The sequence below is a fragment of the Streptomyces griseosporeus genome (assembly GCF_014656055.1).
Lineage (GTDB): Bacteria > Actinomycetota > Actinomycetes > Streptomycetales > Streptomycetaceae > Streptomyces > Streptomyces griseosporeus.
In genome coordinates this window covers 1-23403 of sequence record NZ_BNBR01000004.1, presented here as the reverse complement: position 1 = coordinate 23403, position 23403 = coordinate 1, and the positions used below count along the sequence as shown (strand labels likewise).

At 72.0% G+C, this 23403-nt stretch carries 19 protein-coding genes and 1 rRNA gene; 9 read left to right on the top strand and 11 right to left on the bottom strand.

Features of this window, described 5'->3' with window-relative positions; all coding sequences use genetic code 11:
- Positions 1-305: 305 nt before the first annotated feature.
- Positions 306-872: a DJ-1/PfpI family protein gene (locus IE308_RS19115; protein WP_110628531.1), complete on the top strand. Its 567-nt coding sequence runs from the start codon at positions 306-308 to the stop codon at positions 870-872.
- Positions 873-996: 124 nt separating this feature from the next.
- On the opposite strand, the gene IE308_RS19110 is transcribed toward IE308_RS19115, so the two are convergent.
- The gene (locus IE308_RS19110; RefSeq protein ID WP_190218880.1) at positions 997-1686 is read right to left on the bottom strand and encodes an HAD family hydrolase; all 690 of its coding nucleotides are present in this window, start codon (positions 1684-1686) and stop codon (positions 997-999) included.
- Positions 1687-1744: 58 nt separating this feature from the next.
- Complete coding sequence (locus IE308_RS19105) at positions 1745-2260, bottom strand: DUF6912 family protein (RefSeq protein ID WP_190218879.1); 516 nt, start codon at positions 2258-2260, stop codon at positions 1745-1747.
- A gap of 335 nt (positions 2261-2595) precedes the next feature.
- Between IE308_RS19105 and IE308_RS19100 the strand changes: the two genes are divergently transcribed.
- On the top strand, positions 2596-3198 hold the full coding sequence (locus IE308_RS19100; protein ID WP_190218878.1) for an Rv3235 family protein: 603 nt from the start codon (positions 2596-2598) through the stop codon (positions 3196-3198).
- Positions 3199-3278: 80 nt separating this feature from the next.
- Here the strand turns inward: IE308_RS19100 and secA are convergent, their stop codons facing one another.
- Positions 3279-6092, bottom strand: a complete 2814-nt coding sequence (secA, locus tag IE308_RS19095; RefSeq protein WP_110628535.1) for a preprotein translocase subunit SecA — start codon at positions 6090-6092, stop codon at positions 3279-3281.
- A 271-nt stretch (positions 6093-6363) separates the two neighbouring features.
- On the opposite strand from secA, the gene IE308_RS19090 reads away from it, so the two are divergent.
- Both IE308_RS19090 and IE308_RS19085 read left to right on the top strand, forming a co-directional pair.
- Positions 6364-6948, top strand: coding sequence for a GNAT family N-acetyltransferase (locus IE308_RS19090; RefSeq protein ID WP_190218877.1), 585 nt, complete (start codon positions 6364-6366; stop codon positions 6946-6948).
- A 55-nt stretch (positions 6949-7003) separates the two neighbouring features.
- Entirely contained in the window at positions 7004-8182 is a 1179-nt protein-coding gene (locus tag IE308_RS19085; protein WP_190218876.1) for a winged helix-turn-helix domain-containing protein, read from the top strand.
- 65 nt (positions 8183-8247) lie between these two features.
- On the opposite strand, the gene IE308_RS19080 is transcribed toward IE308_RS19085, so the two are convergent.
- The 7 genes from IE308_RS19080 to mtnA all read right to left on the bottom strand — a co-directional run bounded on the left by IE308_RS19080 (position 8248) and on the right by mtnA (position 17510).
- Positions 8248-8994, bottom strand: a complete 747-nt coding sequence (locus tag IE308_RS19080) for a response regulator (protein ID WP_110628538.1) — start codon at positions 8992-8994, stop codon at positions 8248-8250.
- A gap of 203 nt (positions 8995-9197) precedes the next feature.
- Entirely contained in the window at positions 9198-9890 is a 693-nt protein-coding gene (gene hpf / locus IE308_RS19075; RefSeq protein ID WP_373314527.1) for a ribosome hibernation-promoting factor, HPF/YfiA family, read from the bottom strand.
- 316 nt (positions 9891-10206) lie between these two features.
- A complete protein-coding gene (locus IE308_RS19070) occupies positions 10207-11079 on the bottom strand; it encodes a ComF family protein (protein ID WP_190218875.1) in 873 nt (290 codons plus the stop codon).
- 180 nt (positions 11080-11259) lie between these two features.
- Positions 11260-13092, bottom strand: coding sequence for an LpqB family beta-propeller domain-containing protein (locus IE308_RS19065; protein WP_190218874.1), 1833 nt, complete (start codon positions 13090-13092; stop codon positions 11260-11262).
- A complete protein-coding gene (gene mtrB, locus IE308_RS19060; protein ID WP_190218873.1) occupies positions 13082-15337 on the bottom strand; it encodes an MtrAB system histidine kinase MtrB in 2256 nt (751 codons plus the stop codon). Before mtrB ends, IE308_RS19065 begins: the two co-directional genes overlap by 11 nt.
- 1 nt (position 15338) lies before the next feature.
- Positions 15339-16028 (bottom strand): two-component system response regulator MtrA, encoded by a 690-nt coding sequence (gene mtrA, locus IE308_RS19055; RefSeq protein ID WP_187283109.1) that lies wholly within the window; start codon positions 16026-16028, stop codon positions 15339-15341.
- A gap of 339 nt (positions 16029-16367) precedes the next feature.
- Positions 16368-17510 carry an S-methyl-5-thioribose-1-phosphate isomerase gene (gene mtnA, locus IE308_RS19050; protein ID WP_190218872.1) on the bottom strand — a complete coding sequence of 381 codons (1143 nt, stop codon included), beginning with the start codon at positions 17508-17510 and terminating at the stop codon, positions 16368-16370.
- A 140-nt stretch (positions 17511-17650) separates the two neighbouring features.
- Here mtnA and IE308_RS19045 point away from each other — a divergent pair, with 140 nt between their 5' ends.
- From IE308_RS19045 to IE308_RS19025, 5 genes are read left to right on the top strand one after another with little or no spacing between them, the layout of a single operon-like run.
- Positions 17651-18958, top strand: coding sequence for a DUF7847 domain-containing protein (locus IE308_RS19045; RefSeq protein WP_190218871.1), 1308 nt, complete (start codon positions 17651-17653; stop codon positions 18956-18958).
- Positions 18959-18962: 4 nt separating this feature from the next.
- On the top strand, positions 18963-19739 hold the full coding sequence (locus IE308_RS19040; RefSeq protein WP_190218870.1) for a DUF4129 domain-containing protein: 777 nt from the start codon (positions 18963-18965) through the stop codon (positions 19737-19739).
- Complete coding sequence (locus IE308_RS19035; protein ID WP_190218869.1) at positions 19736-20929, top strand: DUF4350 domain-containing protein; 1194 nt, start codon at positions 19736-19738, stop codon at positions 20927-20929. The genes IE308_RS19040 and IE308_RS19035 overlap by 4 nt, the downstream gene beginning before the upstream one ends.
- Complete coding sequence (locus IE308_RS19030; RefSeq protein ID WP_110628547.1) at positions 20929-21918, top strand: AAA family ATPase; 990 nt, start codon at positions 20929-20931, stop codon at positions 21916-21918. The genes IE308_RS19035 and IE308_RS19030 overlap by 1 nt, the downstream gene beginning before the upstream one ends.
- Positions 21918-23228, top strand: a complete 1311-nt coding sequence (locus IE308_RS19025; protein ID WP_190218868.1) for a DUF58 domain-containing protein — start codon at positions 21918-21920, stop codon at positions 23226-23228. The genes IE308_RS19030 and IE308_RS19025 overlap by 1 nt, the downstream gene beginning before the upstream one ends.
- Before the next feature lie 111 nt (positions 23229-23339).
- Here the strand turns inward: IE308_RS19025 and rrf are convergent.
- A 5S ribosomal RNA gene (gene rrf, locus IE308_RS37580) occupies positions 23340-23403 on the bottom strand; the annotation flags it as partial.

Genomic DNA, 23403 nt, shown 5'->3' with positions numbered 1-23403 from the left:
CTCCTCGAAGGCCCCTTCCCACCCGCGGAAACCAGCGACCGCCGCCCGGCCCCGGAGGTACTCCGGGTGTGCCGGGCGCAGGGCAGGGGCAACGCCGCCCCCGCGAGATATCGCGCTGATCACGCCACCAAGGCTATCGCTCCTTACCGGGGGCCCGTCATGAGCCGTATGTGTACAAAACTGGGGGTGGAAGTTTGACGTTCTGCACAGGGCCGACTGCCGGGTGCGGCGCGGTAGACGCCGCCCGTCGCACCGGGCACGCTGAGAGACACCGCTGGTACCCGCATCCCCGAGGGGAGCCCCCCATGGCCGCGAAAGTCCTCATCGTCACCGGTGACGCCGCAGAGTCCCTCGAAGTCCTCTACCCCTACCAACGCCTCCTGGAAGAGGGCTACGAGGTCCATGTCGCGGCCCCCACCCGCAAGACCCTCCGCTTCGTCGTCCACGACTTCGAACCCGGCTTCGACACCTACACGGAGAAGCCCGGCTACACCTGGCCCGCCGACCTCGCCTTCGCCGACGTGGACCCCGGCGAGTACGTCGCCGTCGTCATCCCCGGCGGCCGCGCCCCCGAGTACCTCCGCAACGACCCCGAGCTCCGCAAGATCCTGAAGTCCTTCTTCGACGCGGACAAGCCCGTCGCCCAGATCTGCCACGGCCCGCTGATCACCGCCGCGGTCGACAGCCTCCGGGGCCGCCGCGTCACCGCGTACCCCGCGCTGGAGCTGGACATGCAGGCCGCCGGCGCCACCTACCAGGACTCCGAGGCCGTGGTGGACGGCACGCTGGTGTCCTCCCGCGCCTGGCCGGACCATCCCACGTGGATGCGCGAGTTCCTGAAGGTCCTGCGCGCCAAGGCCCCGGCGAGCTGACCCCGCGGGCGACATCCGGGAGGTGCGGCCGCGCGGAGAGCCGAGGGCCGAGGGCCGAGGGCCGAGGGCCGAGGGCCGAGAGCCGAGGGCCCAGATCCGAGGGCCGAGAGCCGCGAGCCGCACCTCAGCCGAAGGCCGTTGCGCCGCTCCCGAAGTCCTTCGCGACCGCCACGGCCTCGGCCAGGGTGTCCACCACCGGCACCCCCACCGCCTCCAGACTGGCCCGGCTGTGCGACCCCCCGGTGTACAGCACGGCCCGCGCCCCCGCGTGCCGGGCGGCGACCGCGTCGTCGGCGGCGTCCCCGATCACCACCGTGCGCCCGGGCTCCACCCCGTGCCGGGCGAGCGCCTCCAGGTGCCGCACCATGTGGTCCGCCTTGCTGCCCCCGGACGGGCCGACCCGCCCCTGCACGCGTATGAAGTGCTCCTCGATGCCGAACCCGCGCACCAGCGGCACCAGCTCCTCGTGCCCGTACATGCTGAGCAGCGACTGGCTGTGCCCCGCCGACCGCCACTCGGCGAGCAGCAGGCCCGCGCCCTCGGTGAGCGAGCACCGCACCCGGTGCTCGGTGTAGTACCGGTGGAAGGTGTCGTCCATGACCTGCCACTCGGCGTCGGTCGGCATCCGTCCGAGCAGCCGCTCGTAGAACTTCGGCACCGGCACGCAGTACAGCGCCCGGTACCGCTCCAGCGTGATCGGTTCCATTCCCAGGTCGGCGAACGCCGCGTTCGTCGCCCCGATGATCGCGTCATTGTCGTGGAACAGCGTCCCGTTCCAGTCCCACACAATGTGCGAAGCTCCGCGCTTCCCCATACCCCTCAACGTACCCGGCCCCACTGACAACCAGAGATCGAGGGAAGGGCCGGGGGCCTCAGCCCACCAGGTTGGGGATCTCCTGCGTCGCGAACCACAGCAGCTCGTGGTCCTCGGCGCCGTCCACCACGAACTGCGCGTCGTCGTCCCCGCCGTCCGCCGCCTCCACCGCGCCGGCCGCCGCGGCGACGTCCGCCTCCGCGTCCGCCGCGTCGACGTGCACGGCCGCCGCCTTCGCCAGCGGTACGGGACCGGCCACCCGCACCTCACCGAGGGCCGCCGGGTCGAGCCCGCGGTCGGGGTCGGCGCTCGCGGCCCCGTCGGGCACGTCGACGGCGACGACGACCCGGCGCCGGACCGCCCCGGGGTCGGCTGCGAGCAGTCGCAGCGAGGCCAGCGCGGCCCGGCCGAGCGCGGCGTACTCCAGCTCCTCGATGTCGTCGGAGAGGTACCACTCGCGCAGGGCGGGCGTGACGGCGTAGGCGACGACGGCTCCCTCCGCCCCGGCCGCCAGCTCACCCGTCTTGTACGCCTCGGCGAGACCGGAGAGGGTCAGGGGGACGTAAACGCGCATGGCCGGCCGCTTTCGTGTCGGAGGACTCCGCAGGTCTCCGGCACGGCGCGGGCGCACCGCCGGAGCGCCTTCAGGATACGTGCGGGGGTCCTCTTTCGAGGCCCCGGCCACCGCGCACCGAGCGTCCACCTTCCGCCCGGGATTCACCCGGCACATCCCCGCGACCACAGGCGGGACGCCCCATGGGATCACCCGGATAAGTGAATGTCCCGCCGGCTCCCAGCGGCCCCTCCCCGCGCTTGCCGGGCGCTCGTCACAGCCCGTACAAGATCTCCAACAGGAAGTTACTGCCCGGTACACGCCGACCCGGCCGGGCACGACGAAACGGGGACCCCATGAACAAGGTCATGACCAGGACGCAGCCCCTCCCCGGCACCCGCCCCCCGGCCCGCCGCGACCAGCGCCGCCCCGGCGGTCCCCCGCCCCGCACCCCGGGCGGCGGCCCCACCCGCCCCGCGTCCGGCGACGGCCGCCCCCCACGCGCGCCCGGCTCCCGGACCACCCTCAGCCGTACGAAGCCGGCCGACACCCGCTCCCCGAGCCGCCCCGCGGCACTCGCCGCGCCCACGGCGAGCCCTGACGCCGCCCAGCCGATTCCCCGCCCCACCGACGTCTTCGCCGACCGCCTCCTCGCCGTGCTCAGCGGCCACCGCCCGGTCCACTCGATGCTCCGCCACACCGTGGGCCGCGCCTACGACGAGCTGGCCTGGCTCGCCGAACGCGGCCCGCTACGCACCACCCGCGGCATCCGTCCCGTCGTCCGCGACATCGGCTACTACGTCGTCCGGCCGGGCGCCGTCGAGGCCTTCGCCCGCATCGGCGCCGGCGACCAGCTCCGCGCGATGGCCTTCCGCCTGGAACGCGGCCCCGACCTGCGCTGGCGCTGCACGGCCGTCGAACTGGGCGGCCCCCGCCCGCCCCGTCAGGCCACCGACTGACCACCGGCATGCGAAGGGCCGGACACCCTCCGGTGCCCGGCCCTTCTCACCACAGCTCCCCGTCCGGCGAGGAGCCCGCGTCACTTCTTACGGCGCCGCCCCGCACGCGCCTGCTTGCGGCGCTCGGCACGGGTCAGACCGTCGGCCTCGGAGCGGACCGGCTCGCCGTCGGCGGTGAACTCGCCCTCGATGACACCGCCCTCGCCGTCCACGGTCGGCGCGGTGAAGTGGAGGTTGCGCGGCTGGGGCGCGTCGAGCCCCTTGGCGCGGATCTCCGGCCGGGCACCCGCCTGCGCGGGCACCGCGTCCTGCACGCCCTCGGCGGCCGGCGCGGCGTCCTCCACCGGGACCTCCTCGACCTGCTGCTCGACCTGGACCTCCAGGTTGAACAGGTAGCCGACGGACTCCTCCTTGATGCCGTCCATCATGGCGCTGAACATGTCGAAGCCCTCGCGCTGGTACTCGACCAGCGGGTCCTTCTGCGCCATGGCGCGCAGGCCGATGCCCTCCTGGAGGTAGTCCATCTCGTAGAGGTGCTCACGCCACTTGCGGTCCAGGACGGACAGCACGACCCGGCGCTCCAGCTCACGCATGATCTCGGAGCCGAGCTGCGCCTCGCGCGCCTCGTACTGCTCGTGGATGTCGTCCTTGATGGACTCGGCGATGAACTCGGCGGTCAGCCCGGCCCGGTCGCCGGCCGCCTCCTCCAGCTCCTCGATGGTCACCTTGCACGGGTAGAGCTGCTTGAAGGCGCCCCACAGCCGGTCCAGGTCCCAGTCCTCGGGGAAGCCCTCGGCGGTCTCCGCGGCGATGTACGCGTCGATCGTGTCGTCCATGAAGTGCTGGATCTGCTCGTGCAGGTCCTCGCCCTCCAGGACGCGGCGCCGCTCGCCGTAGATGACCTCGCGCTGCCGGTTGAGGACCTCGTCGTACTTCAGGACGTTCTTACGGGTCTCGAAGTTCTGCGTCTCGACCTGCGACTGCGCGGACGCGATCGCGCGCGTGACCATCTTGTTCTCGATCGGCACGTCGTCGGGGACGTTCGCCATCGACATCACGCGCTCGACCATCTGCGCCTTGAACAGACGCATCAGGTCGTCGCCGAGGGAGAGGTAGAACCGCGACTCACCGGGGTCGCCCTGACGGCCGGAACGACCGCGCAGCTGGTTGTCGATACGGCGCGACTCGTGCCGCTCGGTGCCCAGCACGTACAGGCCGCCGAGCGCCTCGACCTCTTCCTTCTCGGCCTTGACCGCCGCCTCGGCGCGCTTGAGCGCCTCGGGCAGGGCCGCCGCCCACTCCTCGATGTGCTCCTCCGGGTCGAGGCCGCGCTGGCGCAGCTCGGCCTCGGCGAGGTCCTCGGGGTTGCCGCCGAGCTTGATGTCCGTACCACGGCCGGCCATGTTGGTGGCCACGGTCACGGCACCCTTGCGGCCGGCCTGCGCGACGATCTGCGCCTCACGCTCGTGGTGCTTGGCGTTGAGCACCTCGTGCTGGATGCCGCGCTTGCTCAGCTGCTGCGACAGGTACTCCGACTTCTCCACGGAGGTCGTGCCGACGAGGATCGGCTGGCCCTTCTCGTGCTTCTCCGCGATGTCGTCGACGACCGCCTCGAACTTGGCGACCTCGGTGCGGTAGATGAGGTCGGACTGGTCCTTGCGGACCATCGGCTTGTTGGTCGGGATCGGGACCACGCCGAGCTTGTAGATCTGGTGGAACTCGGCGGCCTCGGTCATCGCCGTACCGGTCATGCCGGAGAGCTTGTTGTAGAGGCGGAAGAAGTTCTGCAGGGTGATCGTGGCGAGCGTCTGGTTCTCGTCCTTGATGTCCACCCCTTCCTTCGCCTCGATCGCCTGGTGCATGCCCTCGTTGTAGCGGCGGCCGGCGAGGATACGGCCGGTGTGCTCGTCGACGATCATGACCTCGCCGTCGATGACGACGTAGTCCTTGTCCTTCTTGAACAGTTCCTTGGCCTTGATGGCGTTGTTCAGGTAGCCGACGAGGGGGGTGTTCACCGACTCGTAGAGGTTGTCGATGCCCAGCCAGTCCTCGACCTTGCTGACGCCGGACTCGTGGATGGCGACCGTGCGCTTCTTCTCGTCGACGTCGTAGTCGCCGGTCTCCTCCAGGCCCTTGAGCGGGTTGCCCGGCTCGCCGCGCTTGAGGCGCTTGACCAGCTTGGCGAAGTCGCCGTACCACTTCGTGGCCTGGTCGGCCGGACCGGAGATGATCAGCGGCGTACGGGCCTCGTCGATGAGGATGGAGTCGACCTCGTCGACGATGGCGAAGTTGTGGCCGCGCTGGACCAGTTCGTCCTTCGACCACGCCATGTTGTCGCGCAGGTAGTCGAAGCCGAACTCGTTGTTGGTGCCGTAGGTGATGTCGCACGCGTACTGCTCGCGGCGCTGCGCCGGCGTCATGTTGGCGAGGATGCAGCCGACGGACAGGCCGAGGAAGCGGTGGACGCGGCCCATCATCTCCGAGTCGCGCTCGGCCAGGTAGTCGTTGACCGTGACGATGTGGACGCCGTCTCCCGACAGCGCGTTCAGATACGCCGGGAGCGTGCCGACGAGAGTCTTGCCCTCACCGGTCTTCATCTCGGCCACATACCCGAGGTGCAGGGCGGCGCCGCCCATCATCTGGACGTCGTAGTGCCGCTGGCCGAGGACGCGCTTGGCGGCCTCGCGGACGGTCGCGAAGGCCTCGGGGAGCAGGTCGTCAAGGCTCTCCCCGTCCGCGTACCGCTGCTTGTACTCATCGGTGAGGGCCCGCAGCTCGGCGTCGGAGAGGTCGACGAAGTCCTCTTCGATGGAGTTGACCTGGTCCGCGATGCGGTGCAGCTTGCGCAGGATCTTGCCTTCGCCTGCACGCATGATCTTCGAGAGGACGGACACGGGGGTTGGTCTCCTTGCCGGTCGGGCCTGGGACGGTCGGTTTCGATTTGACTTACTGAGCAACGGCCATCGTATGCGAGGACCCCGCTGCGCCGGGAGGCCTGCTGTAAGGAGGCGTGACCGCCGCCGTTCTGATCTCCTTCGATGGGGACAACGTCCGGGCCCCGCGGATGGTGCCGGATCACTCCGACGAATTGCGCGAATTGTGATCGCCTCTTCACGCACGGCGAAAAGATGGCGCGTCCGGGCCGGCCCCGCGCAGAATCGCCCGATGGAACCCGTCACGCTCACCACCGGCCGTCTGCTCCTGCGCGCGGTGGGCCCGCAGGACACCGACGCGGTGTACGCCGCCGCCCAGGACCCCGACATCCAGCGCTGGACGACGATCCCCTCGCCGTACCTCCGCGAGCACGCGCGTGGTTTCACGGAACAGGTCGTCCCCGACGGCTGGGCCGACGGCTCCATGTACACCTTCGGCGTCTTCCTCCCCGAAGGGGAGGAGCTGGTGGGCATGGTGGGGCTGACGATGCGCTCCCTGGGGGTGGCCGAGATCGGCTTCTGGGCCACCAAGGAGCACCGCGGCCGCGGCTACCTCACCGAGGCCACCGTGGCCGCCTCGCACTGGGCGTTCACCGCCATCGCCGTCGACCGGGTCGAATGGCGCGCCGAGGTCGGCAACCACGCCTCCCGGGCCGTCGCCCTGCGCGCCGGCTTCACCGTGGAGGGCACGCTGCGCTCCGCAGTCAACAACAAGGGCGTGCGCCGGGACTGCTGGGTCGCGTCCCTCCTCCCCTCGGACCTGGGCCTCCCGTCGACGGCCCCTTACCTCCCGGCTCCCGACCCGTCGCCGAGGTAACCCCGAAAACCCCAGCTCATAGCCCGCTGTCAGTCCCACCCCCTACCGTGCCTTCATGACGACCTCGCGCCCGACGACAGAACTCTCGGCCGACGAAGCCCGCCGCATCGCCCTCCGCGCCCAGGGTTTTCTCGGCATGCCCGCCGCCGCCCGCCGCGCAGGCGTCCGCGGCGTGCTCCGCCATCTCGGCGCGGTCCAGCTGGACACGATCTCCGTCCTGGCCCGCTCCCACGAGCTGGTGCCCTACGCCCGCCTCGGCGCCGTGGGCCGCAAGACCGTCGAGGACGCCTACTGGAAGGACACCCACGCCTTCGAGTACTGGTCGCACGCCGCCTGCATCCTCCCCATCGAGGAGTGGCCCCACTTCGCCTTCCGCCGCCGCGCCTACCGCGACCGCCCGCACTGGAACCACCAGCTCCCCGACGGCACCTACGACCAGGTCATCAAGCAACTGCGCGCCGAGGGACCGCTGACGGCCACTGAACTGGGCGGCGCCAAGCGCACGAGCGAGTGGTGGGACTGGTCCGGCACCAAGGTCGCCGTGGAACGCGCCCTGATGTACGGCGAGGTGGTGTGTGTGGAGCGCCGCGGCTGGAAGCGCGTCTACGACCTCGCCGAGCGCGCCGTCCCGGCCGACCTGCTGCACGACGACCTGGACGACACCGAATGCCTGCGCCGCCTGGTCCGCCTGGCCGGCGAGGCCCTCGGCGTGGGCACACGCGCGGACATCGCCGACTACCACCGGCTCAAGGGCGAGCAGGTCGACGCGGTGATCGCCGACTCGGGCCTGGTCCCGGTCACGGTGGCGGGCTGGGGGAAGCCGGCCTGGGCGGACCCGGCGGCCCTTCGGACCCCGCCGCGCGGCCGCCACCGCACGACGCTGCTGTCCCCGTTCGACTCCCTGATCTGGGAACGGGCCCGCACGGAGCGGATCTTCGGCTTCACCCACCGCCTGGAGGCGTACGTCCCGAAGCCCAAGCGGGTGTACGGCTACTTCGCTATGCCGGTACTGGCCGGCGGGCGCCTCGTCGGCCGGGTGGACCCGGCGCGCGAGGGGCGCACCCTGGTCGCCAAGCAGGTCACCCTGGACGGCCCCAAGGCGGTCCCGGCGGTGGCCCAGGCCCTGCTGGAGGCGGCGACCTGGGTCGACTGCACCAACGTCCGGGTCGAACGCGTCGACGCCCCCGAGCTGCGCGAACCGCTCACCGCGGAGCTGTCCCGCACCGTGGGCTGACCCACCGCCGCCTGGCCGTCTGGCCGCCTGCCCGGCAGCCCGCCTGCCCGGCAGCCCGGTTACGGCTACCGGATCTCGAGGATCTTCTCCCGCATCGCGTACACCACGGCCTCCATCCTGGAGTGCAGCTGAAGCTTCTCCAGGATGTTGCGGACGTGGTTCTTCACGGTGTTCTCGGAGATGAACAGTTCCTTGGCGATGTCCCGGTTGTTCATCCCCGTGGCGACGAGCTTGAGGACCTCCAGCTCCCGGTCGGTCAGCCGCGGCGCCGGCACCAGCCGCCGCTCGTCGGTGCGCTGGATCATCGACTTGAACTCGGTGAGCAGCTTGGAGGCCATGGAGGGGCTGATCTGGGACTGTCCGTCGGCGACCGCGCGGATGGCGGTGGCCACCTCGTCGGTGGAGATCTCCTTGAGGAGGTAGCCGGTGGCGCCCGCCTTGATCGCGTCGTAGAGGTCGGCCTCCTCGTCGCTGATCGTCAGCATGATGATCTTGGCGCTGGGGGCGACCTCCTTGATGGAGGTGCAGGCCTCGATCCCGCCCCGCTTGGGCATCCGCACGTCCATCAGGACGATGTCGGGCAGCAGGTCGGCGGCCTTGTCGACGGCCTCGGCACCATCGCCGGCCTCGCCCACGACCTGGATGTCCTCCTCGGCGGCGAGCACGATCTCCAGGCCACGGCGGAACAGGGCGTGGTCGTCCACGACCAGGACTCTGATCGGCTCCTTGCGTGGAGAGCCCGCCTCCGGGCCCATGCCGTCGACGCCGCCGTCGGCGTCCTCGTCCCGCATCGGTCCGAAGCTGTCCGCCATCGTTCCTCCCCCTGAGGCTGTGGCCTGTGGTCCTGAGCCATCGCCAACCCAAGGCGCCGGCCCACCGGTTGAGCCGTTGCCGCCATGATTCCATGTCCGGACGACAACGCGGTGACAGCACGGTGGGCGAAGGGTCGCACACCGGTGCCCCTGGGGGCGCACGCCGCGCTCCAGGGGCACCGGCCCAGCTGTCGTCCGGAGTGTCAGCCGCCCAGCGTTCCGCCCGCTTCGGGGGTGTGGGACCGGGTGACCATCGTGTCCGTCCTGAGGTGGATCACGCCGTAGTCGTAGGCGTGGCGTCGGTAGACGACGCTGGGCTCCTTGGTCTCGGAGTCGACGAACAGATAGAAGTCGTGGCCGACCAGCTCCATCTCGTAGAGGGCCTGGTCGAGCGTCATCGGGGAGGCGACGTGTGTCTTCTCGCGGACCACGAGGGGTCCTTCGCCCTGCACTTCCAGCGAGCCGATCTTCTTGGTGGGCACGCTGTCGGACTCTTCCGCCGGGACGGGAAGGCCGTTTCCGTTGAGCGTCGCCACTCCCGGAACGTGGTCGGCAACTTCTGCTGCCGTGAGCCTGCGGGCTCCGCGGCGCGTGTAACGCTTGTCGTGCTGCTTGCGCAGCCGGGCATCCAGCTTCTCCGCGGCCAGGTCGAGTGCCGCGTACGGATCGCTGGCCGCCGCCTCCGCCCGGATCACCGGACCGCGGGAACGGAGCGTGATCTCCACTCGGTCGCAGCGGTCGGCCTGTCGCGGGTTGGGCTCCTTGGACACCTCGACATCGAGGCTGATCACCTTGGCATCGAGCTTCTGGATCTTGTCCAGCTTCAGCTTCTCGGCCACGTGCTTGCGGAACCGCTCGGGCACCTCGGTCTTGCGGCCCTTGACGACGATGTCCACGCAGAACTCCGTTCCCGGATCACTCCGCATCACTGGCGGAGCATCTCCCTTTTGCACCAGGCTCCGGTGAGTGCCGGAACCTCGGACTCGGTGACGTCCACCTCCTCCTCCCCCAAGGGCAAGATCTACACCCCCAGGGCTGCGGGCGATTACCGCGATCCCGCAGCACGGCATTCGGATTTGAGGGGCATGGCCTGCGGCTTTCCCTCACAACCGAACATATCTCGCCCGGACGGATGTCGTCACCCTCTACCGCGGCGTACCTCCGTTCCGGTGAATTGGCTCTCTCATTACCTGCAACGACGCAACTTTGCTGTCAGTTCCGGTTTATTGCGAAAGCATCGGGAGAAGCGGCGACCACCGCCGCGCACAGCCCGCCACCAGGCACTCGGACCCCCGCGTCTCCCCGCACGACGGGCATCTCCGCCACGCTCCCTTCCGACGCCCCGGTCCCAGGGTTCCCTTCCGTCCCCGTGGCCCGGTGTTCCCCTCTTTCTTCCCGAGTGGCCCGCCCGTACACGGCCGACACCTCCGCAGAGCCCGCTTCCGCGCTCACCGCCTCCCGGACGGCGCGGGCGGCCTCCGCCAGAGAGGCACCCGTCGTCATCAGGTCGTCGACGAGCACCACCGAGCCCGTCGCCAGCAGCCGGCCCCCGCCGGACACCACCGACAGCGCGCCCGCCAGGTTCTCCTGCCGCTGCCGGGAGTCCAGCCCCGACTGGTCGGCCACGGGACGCCGCTGCCGCAGCACGGCGGCCACCCGCACCGGCATCCCGCTCCGCCGCAGGTCGCCCGCGGCCGCGAGCGCCGTCCTCCGCACCGGATCGTGCCCCCGCGCCCGCACCGCACCGCGCGCGGACGGCACGGGAACGAGCAGCACCTGACGGCCGTCGGCGGACTCCAGCCCTGCCCGCACCGCCCGGGCCAGCGCCGCGCCCAGGGGAGCCGCCAGGGCCAGCGCGCCCCGTTCCTTGTGGGCCAGCAGCACCGCGCGCACCTCGTCGGCGTACCGGGCCGCCGCGTGCACCACCGGCAGCCCGGGCGGCTCCGGCACCGGTCGCACCCGGCTCGGTACGGCCCCGGTCAGGGCGGCACGGCACTCGGGACAGAGCACCGTGCGAGGCTTTCCGCAGCCTCCGCACTCGGCCGGCAGCACCAGGTCGGTGAGGTCCTGCCACCACCCCCGCATGCACTCCACTGTGCCAACACCCGCGGGACCCGACCAGCCCTGTGGAAAACGCCTTGTGGAAAACTCCGCGCTTTCTCCACGGTCCCTCACCCATACGAGTGAGTAACCGCGGTCCGGCCGGAAACAGCGGTAAAAGCGGATGCATGCCTCCGCCCCGAGAAAGAGGCGAAGACGGGTGACTCACCCCGGATAAACCGGCGCCGACCCTTCCTTCACGACCTTCTCCCACTGCCCCCCGGAGGGCAGCCGCACGATGCCGTCCACCGAGTGGGCGACGAGCGGCACCCGGTCGTCCTCGGAGGCGGCGATCTCCTGCACCCCGGTCAGCGCTGCAGGCGCCGGCCCCTCCGGCGTGGAGCCGTCGACCTGGACGTACCGCATCTGCTGCACGCCGCCCTCCTCGCGCCCGACCACCACGAGCCGGCTGTCACCGGCCCACGAGATGGCCGCGACCTCCTCCAACTCCGGCGCGGATGACCGCAGTTCGAGGACGGACACCTCCGGCTGCCCGCCGTCCTTGCCGTCCCCGCGCTCGATCCGGCCGATGGCCAAGGACTGCTTGCCGCCCTTCTCGACGACCAGCGCGATGCGCACCCCGTCGGCGGCGACCCGCACGTCCTGGATGGTGCCGTCGAGCCCCGGCAGCGCCACCCGCACCGGCTTCCCGGCGCCCTGCGCCAGCATGAACAGTCCCCCGCCTGCGGGGTTGCGGTCGGCCACCCACAGGTCGCCGCGCGCGTCCCAGCTGGGCGTCGTCAGCCGCTCCCGCTCGGTCTTGCCCTTGCTGGTGACCAGGCTGCCGTCGAGCGAGCTGGCCGACACCATCGACGCGACGTACAGCCTGGCGCCGTCGGCGGTGACACCGGCCGCCTCGTGCTCGTCGCGCGAGACCGCCACCGCCCCGAGCTGCACGGCGCCCTCGCCGAGCGGCCCCGGCACCGGGTCGGGCTTGATGCCGCTGCTGCCGCCGGCCAGCCGCACCAGCCGGCCGTCGCCGTTGATGAAGTACAGGTACTCGGGATGCTTCTGCGAACCGCGCACGGCGACCGCGTCGGCCCGGTCCTCACTGAGGGAGCACAGATGCCGGCCGCCCGACTTCAGCTCGACCTCGTCCACCGCGGGCGTCAGCTTCTGCAGGGTGAACAGCAGTTGGGCCGCCATCTCCTCGCACTTGCCCCGCCCCACCCGCGCGGCCTTGTCGTTGAGCGGCACGGTCAGCTTGTTCTGGTCGTCCGGCGTCAGCGTGCCGGCCCGGTCGGCCAGCGCCGTACCGGTGGGGAAACTCGACCGGACCACGTGCCGCAGCCATCTCGTGGGGCCGGTCAGCACCGACCGCACGATCTGCGTCATGGGGTTCACCCGCTCCCGCACATACACGGGATCGGCGACCGCCACAGGCGCGCCGGACGTCTGGGCCCCGTTCGAGGCGAAGTAGTACTTGTCGACGGACATGTAGTTGCGCTGGAAGTCCGACCTGCCCATGACGACCCCGGGCGGCGGTCCGTCGATGCGCCACTGGCCCGTCTTCCGGTCCCGCACGAGGTGCACCGGCTGCCGGTACGTCCCCGGAGCGGGCGTGTACGACTGCTGCTCGTCGATCGTGGCCACCCGGGTCCCGGTCAGGGTGAACGAGTAGTCGTCACCGTCCTCCCGGTCCGCGGAACGGTCGGCCTCCGTGCCGGGCCCGTCCTCGAGCACCGTGGTGGACCGCTCCGGCCTCCAGTGGGCCGACGCCTGCTTCGTCAGGTACTGCCGTGCCGTCGCATACGTGGGGTCGTCGCTGGTCAGGGCCTCCAGAAAGCCCTGCACGATCTCCGAGGGCAGCGCCCCCTCCCGGGGCGGCATGGCGAAGACCCGCACCTGCGAGTCCTGCCGCGGCGTCGACTCCACCCCGCGCAGATCCCCGCTGTCGGGCATCGAGGCGCACCCGGCCAGCAGAACGACCCCGCAGACGGCGTACGCCACCGCGCGCACCGGCGTACGCCGGGCGCCCCCCTTGCGGTCACCGCCCACGGAACGCCTCCCCTTGATGATCGGACTGCTGAGCCCCGGCGGAGCCCCGGCCACCACCGGCGCCCTCGGCCCCTGCCGCTCCACCGAACCGCGCGGACGGCTCGGACTGCTCAGACCGCTGGGGCCGCCCTGTACGTTCCTCGTGATCCGCGCGCCCTGCCTCCGGACGATCGGCCCGGCCCGTGCCGGAACCGGAACCGCCCGGGTCACCCGCCCTCGCGGCCCCCGCCGACCCGCCAGGCCCCGCAGGCCCCCTCTCCCGACGCCCCGCCCCGTCCGGTCGCAGCGTCCCGCCGCCCGGCCGCGGCACGACACGCGCGCCGTTGCCGGGCAGCGCCGTCGGATCGGCCGTCGGCGGCACGGCCGACAGCCGGGGCGGTATCGCCGAACGCGACGCGAGCGGCGTGCCCTTGTCCCCGTTCGGCTGGGCCGGCACGGTGGCGGTCTTCTCGCCGCGCGGCAGACCTGCGTCGTCGAGCCCGCGGTTGCGCCGCGAGTCCTTCGGTTCCAGCGGTATCGGCGAGCCCCGCAGCGGCTCGTCGGCGGTCCTGGGCAGCGTCAGCCGGAACTGCGAGCCACCACCGGGCTCGCCCCACGCCTGCAGCCAGCCGCCGTGCAGCCGCGCGTCCTCCAGCGCGATGGACAGCCCGAGGCCGGTACCGCCCGTGGTACGCGCGCGTGCCGGGTCGGCCCGCCAGAACCGGCTGAACACGCGTGTCGCCTCGCCCGGCTTGAGCCCGACGCCGTAGTCGCGCACCGCGACCGCGACCGCGCCGCCCGCCGCGGCGAGCTTGACTATCACGTCCTTGCCCTCGCCGTGCTCGACGGCGTTGACGACGAGGTTGCGCAGAATGCGCTCGACCCGCCGGGCGTCGGCCTCGGCGATGACGGGCTGCTGGTCGCCGACGACCCGTATCCGCGTGCCCTTGCGCTCGGCGAGCGGCTCGGCCCCGCTGACCACACGCCGCACGACGTCCCTGAGGTCGATCGGCTCCGCCTCCAGCGCCGCCGCGCCCGCGTCGAACCGGCTGATCTCCAGCAGGTCCGCGAGCAGCGACTCGAACCGGTCCAGCTGATCGGCCAGCAGCTCCGCCGACCGCGCGGTCACCGGGTCGAAGTCCTCCCGCGCCTCATGGATGACGTCCGCCGCCATCCGCACGGTCGTCAGCGGCGTACGCAGCTCGTGCGACACATCGGACACGAACCGCCGCTGCATCCGCGACAGGTCCTCCAGCTGGTTGATCTTCAGCTGGAGGTTCTGCGCCATCTTGTTGAACGCCTCGCCCAGCCGCGCGATGTCGTCCTCGCCGGTGACCTTCATCCGTTCCTGCAGCCGCCCGGCCGACAGCCGCTCCGCGATCCCCGCCGCCATCCGCACCGGCGTGACGACCTGCCGCACCACCAGCCACGCGATGGCCCCGAGGAGTACGACGACGAAGAGCCCGGCGGTGGCCAGCGTGCCCTTGACCAGGCTGAGGGACTTCTCCTCCTGCGTGAGCGGGAAGAGGTAGTACAGCTGGTACGGGTTGCCGTTGGGGTCGTTGACCTTCTTGCCGATGACCAGTCCCGGCTGGGACTCCTTGCCGTTGTAGTAGACGATCCGTGTGTAGCTCTGGGCCGCCGTCGTACCGGAGTCGACCCGCTCACGCAGATCCTCGGGCACGCTGGCGGAGGGGACGACGAAGCCGGAGGCACGCGGACCGCGGCCGCCCGCGCTGTCCTCGCCCGCGGGCAGGGTCACCACGTCGAAGGCACCCTGACCGCCGCTGGACAGCGACAGCACCAGATTGCTCATCCACTCGATGACGTTCGGCGCGGGCCGCCCGTCCACCCCGGAGGCGTCGTCGTCGGTGCCGGCCGCGGCCTCGTCGGCCTTCTGCTTGGCCACCGCGAACCCGCCCGTGGCCTGGCTCTGCGAGGCCTTCACCTTGGCGTCCAGCAGCCCGTTGCGGACCTGCCCGATCACCACGAAGCCCAGCAGCAGCACCACGCCCAGTGACATGAGCAGCGTGGTGGCGACGACCTTGAGCTGGATGTTGCGCCGCCACAGCCGTATCACCGGCAGCAGCGGACGGCGTACCCACCGCATGAACAGGCGGACGACCGGGCTGCCCTGGACGCCGCCCTGCAGCAGCCCGTCCTCCAGCAGGCGTCCCCAGCGCGAACCCGCCGCCTTCCGGCCGACAGGCCGCCCGGCACCGGCCCCGGACCGGCCGGGCGCCGAAGCGGCACTGTCCCCGGACATGTCAGCTCGGCCCGGCCTTGTAACCGACACCACGGACGGTCACCACGATCTCCGGCCGCTCCGGGTCCTTCTCGACCTTGGAGCGCAGCCGCTGCACATGCACGTTGACCAGCCGCGTGTCCGCCGCGTGCCGGTAGCCCCACACCTGCTCCAGGAGCACCTCACGGGTGAACACCTGCCAGGGCTTGCGGGCCAGCGCGACCAGCAGATCGAACTCCAGCGGGGTCAGCGCGATCGACTGCCCGTCCCGCTTCACGGAGTGCCCGGCCACGTCGATGACCAGGTCACCGATGGCCAGCTGCTCCGGAGCCGGCTCCTCCGACCTCCTGAGCCGCGCCCTGATCCGCGCGACGAGCTCCTTCGGCTTGAACGGCTTGACGATGTAGTCGTCCGCCCCCGACTCGAGGCCGACCACGACGTCGACGGTGTCGCTCTTCGCCGTGAGCATCACGATCGGCACCCCGGACTCGGCCCTGATCAGGCGGCACACCTCGATGCCGTCCCGGCCGGGCAGCATCAGGTCCAGCAACACCAGATCGGGCTTGGCCTCACGGAATGCAGCCAGCGCCTTGTCGCCGTCGGCCACGAAAGACGGCTCGAAACCTTCACCACGCAGCACGATGCCGAGCATCTCGGCCAGTGCGGTGTCGTCGTCGACGACAAGGACTCGTCCCTTCATAAACGACATCATCCCATTCTCGTAACAGTGTCTGTCGGCGTGGTGAGGCAGCTCACTGGCCTGTGACGATAGTCGTACCGAGCCGTCACTGTCTGCCCTCGTCTCCCGGTGCCGTGCCGATGTCCCCACCGGGTGCGGGGATGACGCCGCGAGGCGGCCTGTGGCCCCTCGATGATCTCAGCCGTCGCCGTGCGCGCGCGCAAGAAGCGGCAGCGGCCGACCTCGGAGACTCCGCCCCAGGGACCGCCGCCCCGAACGACACCCGCACGAACGGCACACGCACGAACGGCACACACGCCTCCCGCACGCCCGCGCCCACGCGCGGCGTGCGGGAGAACACGGACCGCCGCGCTAGCCCAGCGCCTCCTGCCGCGAGCGGGCGCACAGCTCCGCGAGGGACTCGGCCGTCACCGGCGACGCAGTACCGCCCTCGGTGACGATCGCCGTCACCAGCTCCGGCGGCGTCACGTCGAACGCCGGGTTGTAGGCCTGCGCGCCCAGCGGCGCCACCGGGATGCCCCCGCCGGCCCCCGTCACCGGGGCCTGCGGCGCGCTGATCTCCGTCACCTCGTACCCCGGCCGCTGCTCGACCTCGATGGACGCCCCGTCCGGCGTGTCCAGGTCGACCGTCGTCGCCGGCGCCACCACGATGAACGGCACATGGTGGTAGCGCGCCAGCACCGCCAGCGGATAGCTGCCGACCTTGTTCGCCACCGACCCGTCGGCCGCGATGCGATCGGCCCCGATCAGCACCGCGTCCACCTCACCGGCCGCGAACAGCGACCCCGCCGCGTTGTCGGTGAGCAGCGAGTACGCCATGCCGTGCCGAGCCGCCTCCCACGCCGTCAGCCGGGCACCCTGCAGCAGCGGACGTGTCTCGTCCACCCACAGCCGCCGCAGCTGCCCCGCCCGGTGCGCAGCCAGCGCCACCGCGAGCGCCGTGCCCTCACCACCCGACACCAGCGCCCCGGTATTGCAGTGCGTGAGGATGCGGTGCCCGCCGCCCGGCAGCAGCTCCTCCAGCAGCCGCAGCCCGTGCTCCGCCATCCGCGCACTGGCCTCGGCGTCCTCCCGGTGCAGCGTCCGCGCCGCCGCGAGCGCCGCCTGCGCCGCCTGGCCGGGAGAGCCGCCCCCGGCCAGCGCGGCCCGGTGCGCCTCCTGCGCCCGGCGCACCCCGACGGACAGGTTCACCGCGGTGGGCCGGGCACCGGCCAGCGCGGTCGCGGCCTCGTCCACGTCGAAGCCGCGCGCGGCGGCGAGCGCGACGCCGTACGCCCCCGCGATGCCCAGCAGCGGCGCCCCGCGCACGGCGAGCGAACCGATCGCCTCCACCAGCGCGGACGCGTCCGTACAGACCAGCTCCACCTCCTCGGCGGGCAGCCTCGTCTGATCGAGCAGGACCACAACGGGTCCTTCGGGTGGCTCCTCCCATCGAATCGCGGGGATCCCGGTGGGCTGCTTGTCCTCGCCGGATTGCGCGTACTGATCAGCCATGCCGTCAGTCTGCCCCTTATCCGGCGGACAATTGAAGGTGTACAGCCCCGACCTCGGCCGGTACCCCGAGAACCACCCCATGGCACGATGGCTGCCAACCTGCCGCCGCGACCGCGGACGGGCACCGTGAAGGAGCGACGATGAACGACACTCCGGGCTGGGCGTCGCCCGGATCCGCCCCCTCCGACGGGCCGCAGCCCGGCGGCCACCCGCCTGCCGACCAGGCACAGCCCGCGGACCAGCCGGACCAGAACCCGCACGGCCCCGCCGCGAAATGGTCCCCCGTTCAGCCGCCGCCCGGACAGTGGTCCGCGCCCACCGGCGCCCCGCAGCAGCCCGGCCAGACCCCGCCGCCCCCGCCGCCCGGCCCCGGCTGGGGCGCCCCTCAGCACCCCGGCGGCTACGGCGGCCCCGGCCCCGCCGGTTACGGCGCCTGGGGCGCCGGCTGGGGCGGTCCCCCGCCCGCCGCCAAGCCCGGCGTGATCCCGCTGCGCCCGCTCGGCGTGGGCGAGATCCTCGACGGCGCGGTGTCCACGATGCGCACCCACTGGCGCACCGTGCTCGGCATCTCCCTGACCGTCGCCGTCGTCATCGAGGTCGTCACGGTGCTTCTGCGCGGCCTCGTCCTCAATGACAGGGCGAGCACCGACGCCCTCGACGACCCCAGCGCCACCCTCAGCGAGATCACCCGCGCCATGGGCGACGTCATGCTCGACAGCGCGGTCGTCTCCCTGATCCAGATGATCGGCATGGTCATCGCGACCGCCCTGCTCACCACGGTCACCAGCCGCGCCGTCCTCGGCCGGTCCGTCACGGCCCGCGAGGCCTGGCAGGAGGCCCGCCCCCAGCTGCCGCGACTCTTCGGCCTGATCTTCCTGCTGCTCCTCATCGCCGTGGGCCTCGGCGCCCTCGGGGCCCTCCCCGGCATCCTCCTGGCGGTCTCGGGCCAGGTCGAGGCGGGAGCCGGCCTCATCGTCCTCGGCGGCCTCGGCGCCGGCGTCGTCGCCCTGTGGCTGCTGATCCGCTTCTCCCTGGCCTCCCCCGCGCTGATGCTGGAGAAGCAGGGCATCGGCAAGTCCATGAGCCGCTCCGTGAAGCTCGTCCGCGGCTCCTGGTGGCGGGTCTTCGGCATCCAGCTGCTCGCCATGATCATCGCGAACATCGTCGCGGCGATCATCGTCGTCCCCTTCACCCTGCTCGGCGCCGCCTCCAGCGGAGACGGCATCTCCGGCTTCGTCAACAGCAGCGGCAGCCCCGGCTGGGCCTTCCTGATCATCAGCGGCATCGGCGCGGTGATCGGCTCCATGATCACCTTCCCGATCACGGCCGGCGTGACCGTACTCCTCTACATCGACCAGCGCATCCGCCGCGAAGCCCTCGACCTCGAACTGGGCCGCGCCGCCGGTCTCCCCGGCTACAACACGTCCCCCACCACTCCCAGGAGCTGATGCGGTGAGCCTGACGGGGGAGGTCCTCACCACGGCACCGGCACTGCCCCCCGCCGCCGGGCCGCCCGTACGGTCCCTGCTGCGCGCGGGCGAGATCCTGTCGTCGGCGCGCGGCGACGACGGCCCCCCAGTCGTCATCGACCGTGGCCCCGCCCGGGAGGCGGCCCGGCGCGAACTGTCCAAGGGCATGTACCACGAGAACGACCCCAGCCCGGTGGAGCGCGCCCTCAACGCCTTCTGGGACTGGCTCGACAAACTCTTCGGCGCCGCCTCCACCGCCGCACCCGGCGGGGCCGTCGGACTCGTCGTCATCATCGTGACCGTCATCGCCGTCCTGGCCGCCCTCTGGTGGCGCCTCGGCACCCCGCGCCGCCAACCCGCCCTCTCCGCCGCGCTCTTCGACGACCGCCCGCGCAGCGCCGCCGACCACCGCGCGGCCGCCGAGGCCCACGCCGCCCAGGGCCACTGGAACCAGGCCCTCCAGGAACGCATGCGCGCCATCGTCCGCGCCCTGGAGGAACGCGCCCTCCTCGACACCCGCCCCGGCCGCACCGCCGACGAGGCCGCAGCCGAAGCGGGCCGCACCCTTCCCGCCCACACCGACCGACTCCGCGCCGCCGCCCGCGAGTTCGACGACGTCACGTACGGCGGACGCAGAGCGTCCGAGCAGTCGTACCACCGCATCGCCGAACTCGACCGCGACCTGGAACGCAGCAGGCCCCACCTCGCGAGCAGCGCACCCAGCACCGACAACAACAGCCGCCAGGGAGCCGCCGGATGACGACCGAGGCCACGCTCCCGTCCACCTCGGCCTCCCCCACCGCCCGCCAGGTCCTCACCCGCACCCGCGGCATCGCCCTCGCCCTGGTGCTGCTGCTGGCCGGGGCGATCGCCATCGCCGTCGTCCGCTCCAACGACCGGCACGGCACCCTCGACCCGCGCTCCGCCGACCCCCTCGGCAGCCGCGCCGTCGCCCAGCTCCTCGCCGACCGCGGCGTGCACACCCGCGTGGTCACCACCCTCGACGAGGCACGCAACGCCGCCGGCCCGGACACCACCCTCCTCGTCGCCGTCCCCGACCTGCTGACAGCCGGTCAGCAACGGCAACTCCACACGGCCACCGCGGAGTCCGGCGGACGCACCCTCCTCGTCGCCCCCGGCACCACCTCCGTCGAGACACTCGCGCCCGGGGTCACCGCGGACCCCGCCACCAGCGCCGACTCCACCCTCTCCCCGGACTGCGACCTGCCCGCCGCCCGCCGCGCCGGCACCGCCGACACCGGCGGCATCCGCTACACCACCACCCGCCTCGACGCCGACGAGTGCTACCCCAGCCGCCGCCTCGCCACCCTCCTGCGCCTGCCGGCCTCCGGGAACGGCGACACCGTCGTCCTGGGCGCGCCCGACATCCTCTTCAACAAACGCCTCGACGAGCAGGGCAACGCCTCGCTCGCCCTCCAACTCCTCGGCTCCCGCCCCCATCTGGTCTGGTACCTCCCCTCACTGTCCGACACCACCGCCACCGACCCCGACGACGAGCAGAGCCTGCTGGACCTGCTCCCCTCGGGCTGGCTGTGGGGAACCCTGCAACTCTTCATCGCCGTAGCCCTGGCCGCCCTCTGGCGGGCACGCCGGCTCGGCCCCCTCGTCCCCGAAAAACTCCCCGTGGCGATCCGCGCCTCCGAAACCGTCGAAGGCCGCGCCCGCCTCTACCGCAAGGCGAACGCCCGCGACCGCGCGGCCGCCGCTCTCCGCTCCACCACCCGCACCCGCCTCGCCCCCCTCGTAGGCGTCCCCGTCACCCAGGCGCACGCGCCCGAGGCCCTGCTCCCCGCCCTGTCCGCCCATCTCCACGGTGACGGACAGCCCCTGCACACCCTCCTCTTCGGCCCGCCGCCGCACGACGACGCGGCCCTCATCACCCTCGCCGACCAACTCGACGCCCTCGAAAGAGAGGTACGCCGTCCATGATGGACCCGACCACTGACAACGCCGGGCAGACCGGGCATCCGGGCAGCCCCCGGGCCGCCCTCGAAGCCCTGCGCGCCGAGATCGCCAAGGCCGTGGTCGGCCAGGACCCCGCCGTGACCGGCCTCGTCGTCGCTCTGCTCTGCCGCGGACACGTTCTCCTTGAAGGAGTCCCCGGGGTGGCCAAAACGTTGCTCGTCCGCGCACTCGCGTCCGCACTCGAACTGGACACCAAGCGCGTCCAGTTCACCCCGGACCTCATGCCGAGCGACGTCACCGGCTCCCTCGTCTACGACGCCCGCACCGCCGAGTTCTCCTTCCAGCCCGGCCCCGTCTTCACCAACCTCCTCCTCGCGGACGAGATCAACCGCACCCCGCCCAAGACCCAGTCCTCCCTCCTCGAAGCCATGGAGGAACGCCAGGTCACGGTCGACGGCACCCCCCGCCCGCTCCCCGACCCGTTCCTGGTCGCCGCGACCCAGAACCCGGTCGAGTACGAGGGCACCTACCCCCTCCCGGAAGCCCAGCTGGACCGCTTCCTCCTCAAGCTGACGATCCCGCTCCCCTCCCGCGAGGACGAGATCGACGTCCTCACCCGCCACGCCGCCGGCTTCAACCCACGCGACCTGCACGCCGCCGGCGTACGCCCCGTCGCCACCGCCGCCGACCTGGAAGCGGCCCGCGCCGCCGTCGCCAAGACCACGATCTCCCCCGAGATCACCGCCTACGTCGTCGACATCTGCCGCGCCACCCGCGAATCGCCGTCCCTCACCCTCGGCGTGTCACCACGAGGCGCCACCGCCCTGCTCGCCACCTCACGCGCCTGGGCTTGGCTGACCGGCCGCGACTACGTCATCCCCGACGACGTCAAAGCCCTGGCCCTCCCCACCCTCCGCCACCGCGTCCAACTCCGCCCGGAGGCCGAGATGGAGGGCGTGACCGCCGACTCGGTCATCAACGCGATCCTCACCCACGTCCCCGTCCCCCGCTGATGGCACTCACCGGACGCACCGCGCTCCTCGCGGCACTCGGCTCCCTTCCCATCGGCCTCTGGGAACCCGGCTGGGCGGGCATCCTCGCCGTCAACGCACCACTGGCCGTAGCCTGCGCCTGCGACTTCGCCCTCGCGGCACCCGTACGGCGCCTCGGCCTGACCCGCTCCGGCGACACCTCCGTCCGCCTGGGCGATCCCGCGGACATCACGCTCACCGTCACCAACCCCTCCCGCCGCCCGCTGCGCGCTCACGTGCGCGACGCCTGGCCCCCCAGCAGCTGGCAGCCCGGCACCGAGACCGCGGCCTCCCGCCACCGCCTCACCGTCCCGGCGGGCGAACGCCGCCGCATCACCACCCGCCTGCGCCCCACCCGACGCGGCGACCACCGGGCCGACCGCGTCACCATCCGCTCGTACGGCCCCCTGGGTCTCTTCACCCGCCAGGGCACCCACCGCGTCCCCTGGACGGTCCGCGTCCTCCCGCCCTTCACCAGCCGCAAGCACCTCCCGTCGAAACTGGCCCGCCTGCGAGAACTGGACGGCCGCACGAGCGTCCTCCAACGCGGTGAGGGCACAGAGTTCGACAGCTTGCGCGAATACGTCCCCGGCGACGACACCCGCTCCATCGACTGGCGCGCGACCGCCCGCCAGTCCTCGGTCGCCGTACGCACCTGGCGCCCGGAACGGGACCGGCACATCCTCCTGGCCCTGGACACAGGCCGTACCTCGGCCGGCCGCGTGGGCGACGCCCCGCGTCTCGACGCCGCGATGGACGCGGCGCTTCTCCTCGCGGCCCTGGCCTCCAGGGCGGGCGACCGCGTCGACCTGCTCGCCTACGACCGCCGCGTACGCGCCCTCGTCCAGGGCCGCACGGCAGGCGACGTCCTGCCGTCCTTGGTCAACGCCATGGCCACCATCGAACCGGAACTCGTCGAAACGGACGCCCGGGGCCTCACGGCGACCGCTCTGCGTACGGCACCACGCCGCTCGTTGATCGTCCTGTTCACGACCCTCGACGCGGCCCCGTTCCAGGAGGGCATCCTCCCCGTCCTCCCCCAACTCACCCAGCGGCACACGGTCTTGGTGGCGTCTGTCGCCGACCCGCACATCGCCGCCATGGCTCGCTCCCGCGGTACGACGGACGCGGTGTACGAGGCCGCAGCAGCGGCCCAGGCCCAGTCGGAACGCCACCGTACCGCCGAACAACTCCGACGCCACGGCGTTACGGTCGTGGACGCGACGCCGGACGAGCTCGCGCCGGCGCTGGCGGACGCCTACCTGGCCCTGAAAGCGGGCGGACGTCTCTGAGGCGATGCGGGCCCTGGAAAGGGCCCGCATTCCATTCCCTGCACGTCCTGAAAACTGCACGGAAACGCAGAAAACCCCGCACCAGAAGGTGCGGGGTTTCCCGGAAAAATTGTTCGGCGGCGTCCTACTCTCCCACAGGGTCCCCCCTGCAGTACCATCGGCGCTGTGAGGCTTA

Coding starts and splice junctions, on each gene's coding strand:
- IE308_RS19115 (WP_110628531.1), top strand. CDS start 306: ATGGCCGCGAAAGTCCTCATCGTCACCGGTGACGCCGCAGAGTCCCTC.
- IE308_RS19110 (WP_190218880.1), bottom strand. CDS start 1,686: ATGGGGAAGCGCGGAGCTTCGCACATTGTGTGGGACTGGAACGGGACG.
- IE308_RS19105 (WP_190218879.1), bottom strand. CDS start 2,260: ATGCGCGTTTACGTCCCCCTGACCCTCTCCGGTCTCGCCGAGGCGTAC.
- IE308_RS19100 (WP_190218878.1), top strand. CDS start 2,596: ATGAACAAGGTCATGACCAGGACGCAGCCCCTCCCCGGCACCCGCCCC.
- IE308_RS19090 (WP_190218877.1), top strand. CDS start 6,364: ATGGAACCCGTCACGCTCACCACCGGCCGTCTGCTCCTGCGCGCGGTG.
- IE308_RS19085 (WP_190218876.1), top strand. CDS start 7,004: ATGACGACCTCGCGCCCGACGACAGAACTCTCGGCCGACGAAGCCCGC.
- IE308_RS19080 (WP_110628538.1), bottom strand. CDS start 8,994: ATGGCGGACAGCTTCGGACCGATGCGGGACGAGGACGCCGACGGCGGC.
- IE308_RS19070 (WP_190218875.1), bottom strand. CDS start 11,079: ATGCGGGGGTGGTGGCAGGACCTCACCGACCTGGTGCTGCCGGCCGAG.
- mtrB (WP_190218873.1), bottom strand. CDS start 15,337: ATGTCCGGGGACAGTGCCGCTTCGGCGCCCGGCCGGTCCGGGGCCGGT.
- mtrA (WP_187283109.1), bottom strand. CDS start 16,028: ATGATGTCGTTTATGAAGGGACGAGTCCTTGTCGTCGACGACGACACC.
- mtnA (WP_190218872.1), bottom strand. CDS start 17,510: ATGGCTGATCAGTACGCGCAATCCGGCGAGGACAAGCAGCCCACCGGG.
- IE308_RS19045 (WP_190218871.1), top strand. CDS start 17,651: ATGAACGACACTCCGGGCTGGGCGTCGCCCGGATCCGCCCCCTCCGAC.
- IE308_RS19035 (WP_190218869.1), top strand. CDS start 19,736: ATGACGACCGAGGCCACGCTCCCGTCCACCTCGGCCTCCCCCACCGCC.
- IE308_RS19030 (WP_110628547.1), top strand. CDS start 20,929: ATGGACCCGACCACTGACAACGCCGGGCAGACCGGGCATCCGGGCAGC.
- IE308_RS19025 (WP_190218868.1), top strand. CDS start 21,918: ATGGCACTCACCGGACGCACCGCGCTCCTCGCGGCACTCGGCTCCCTT.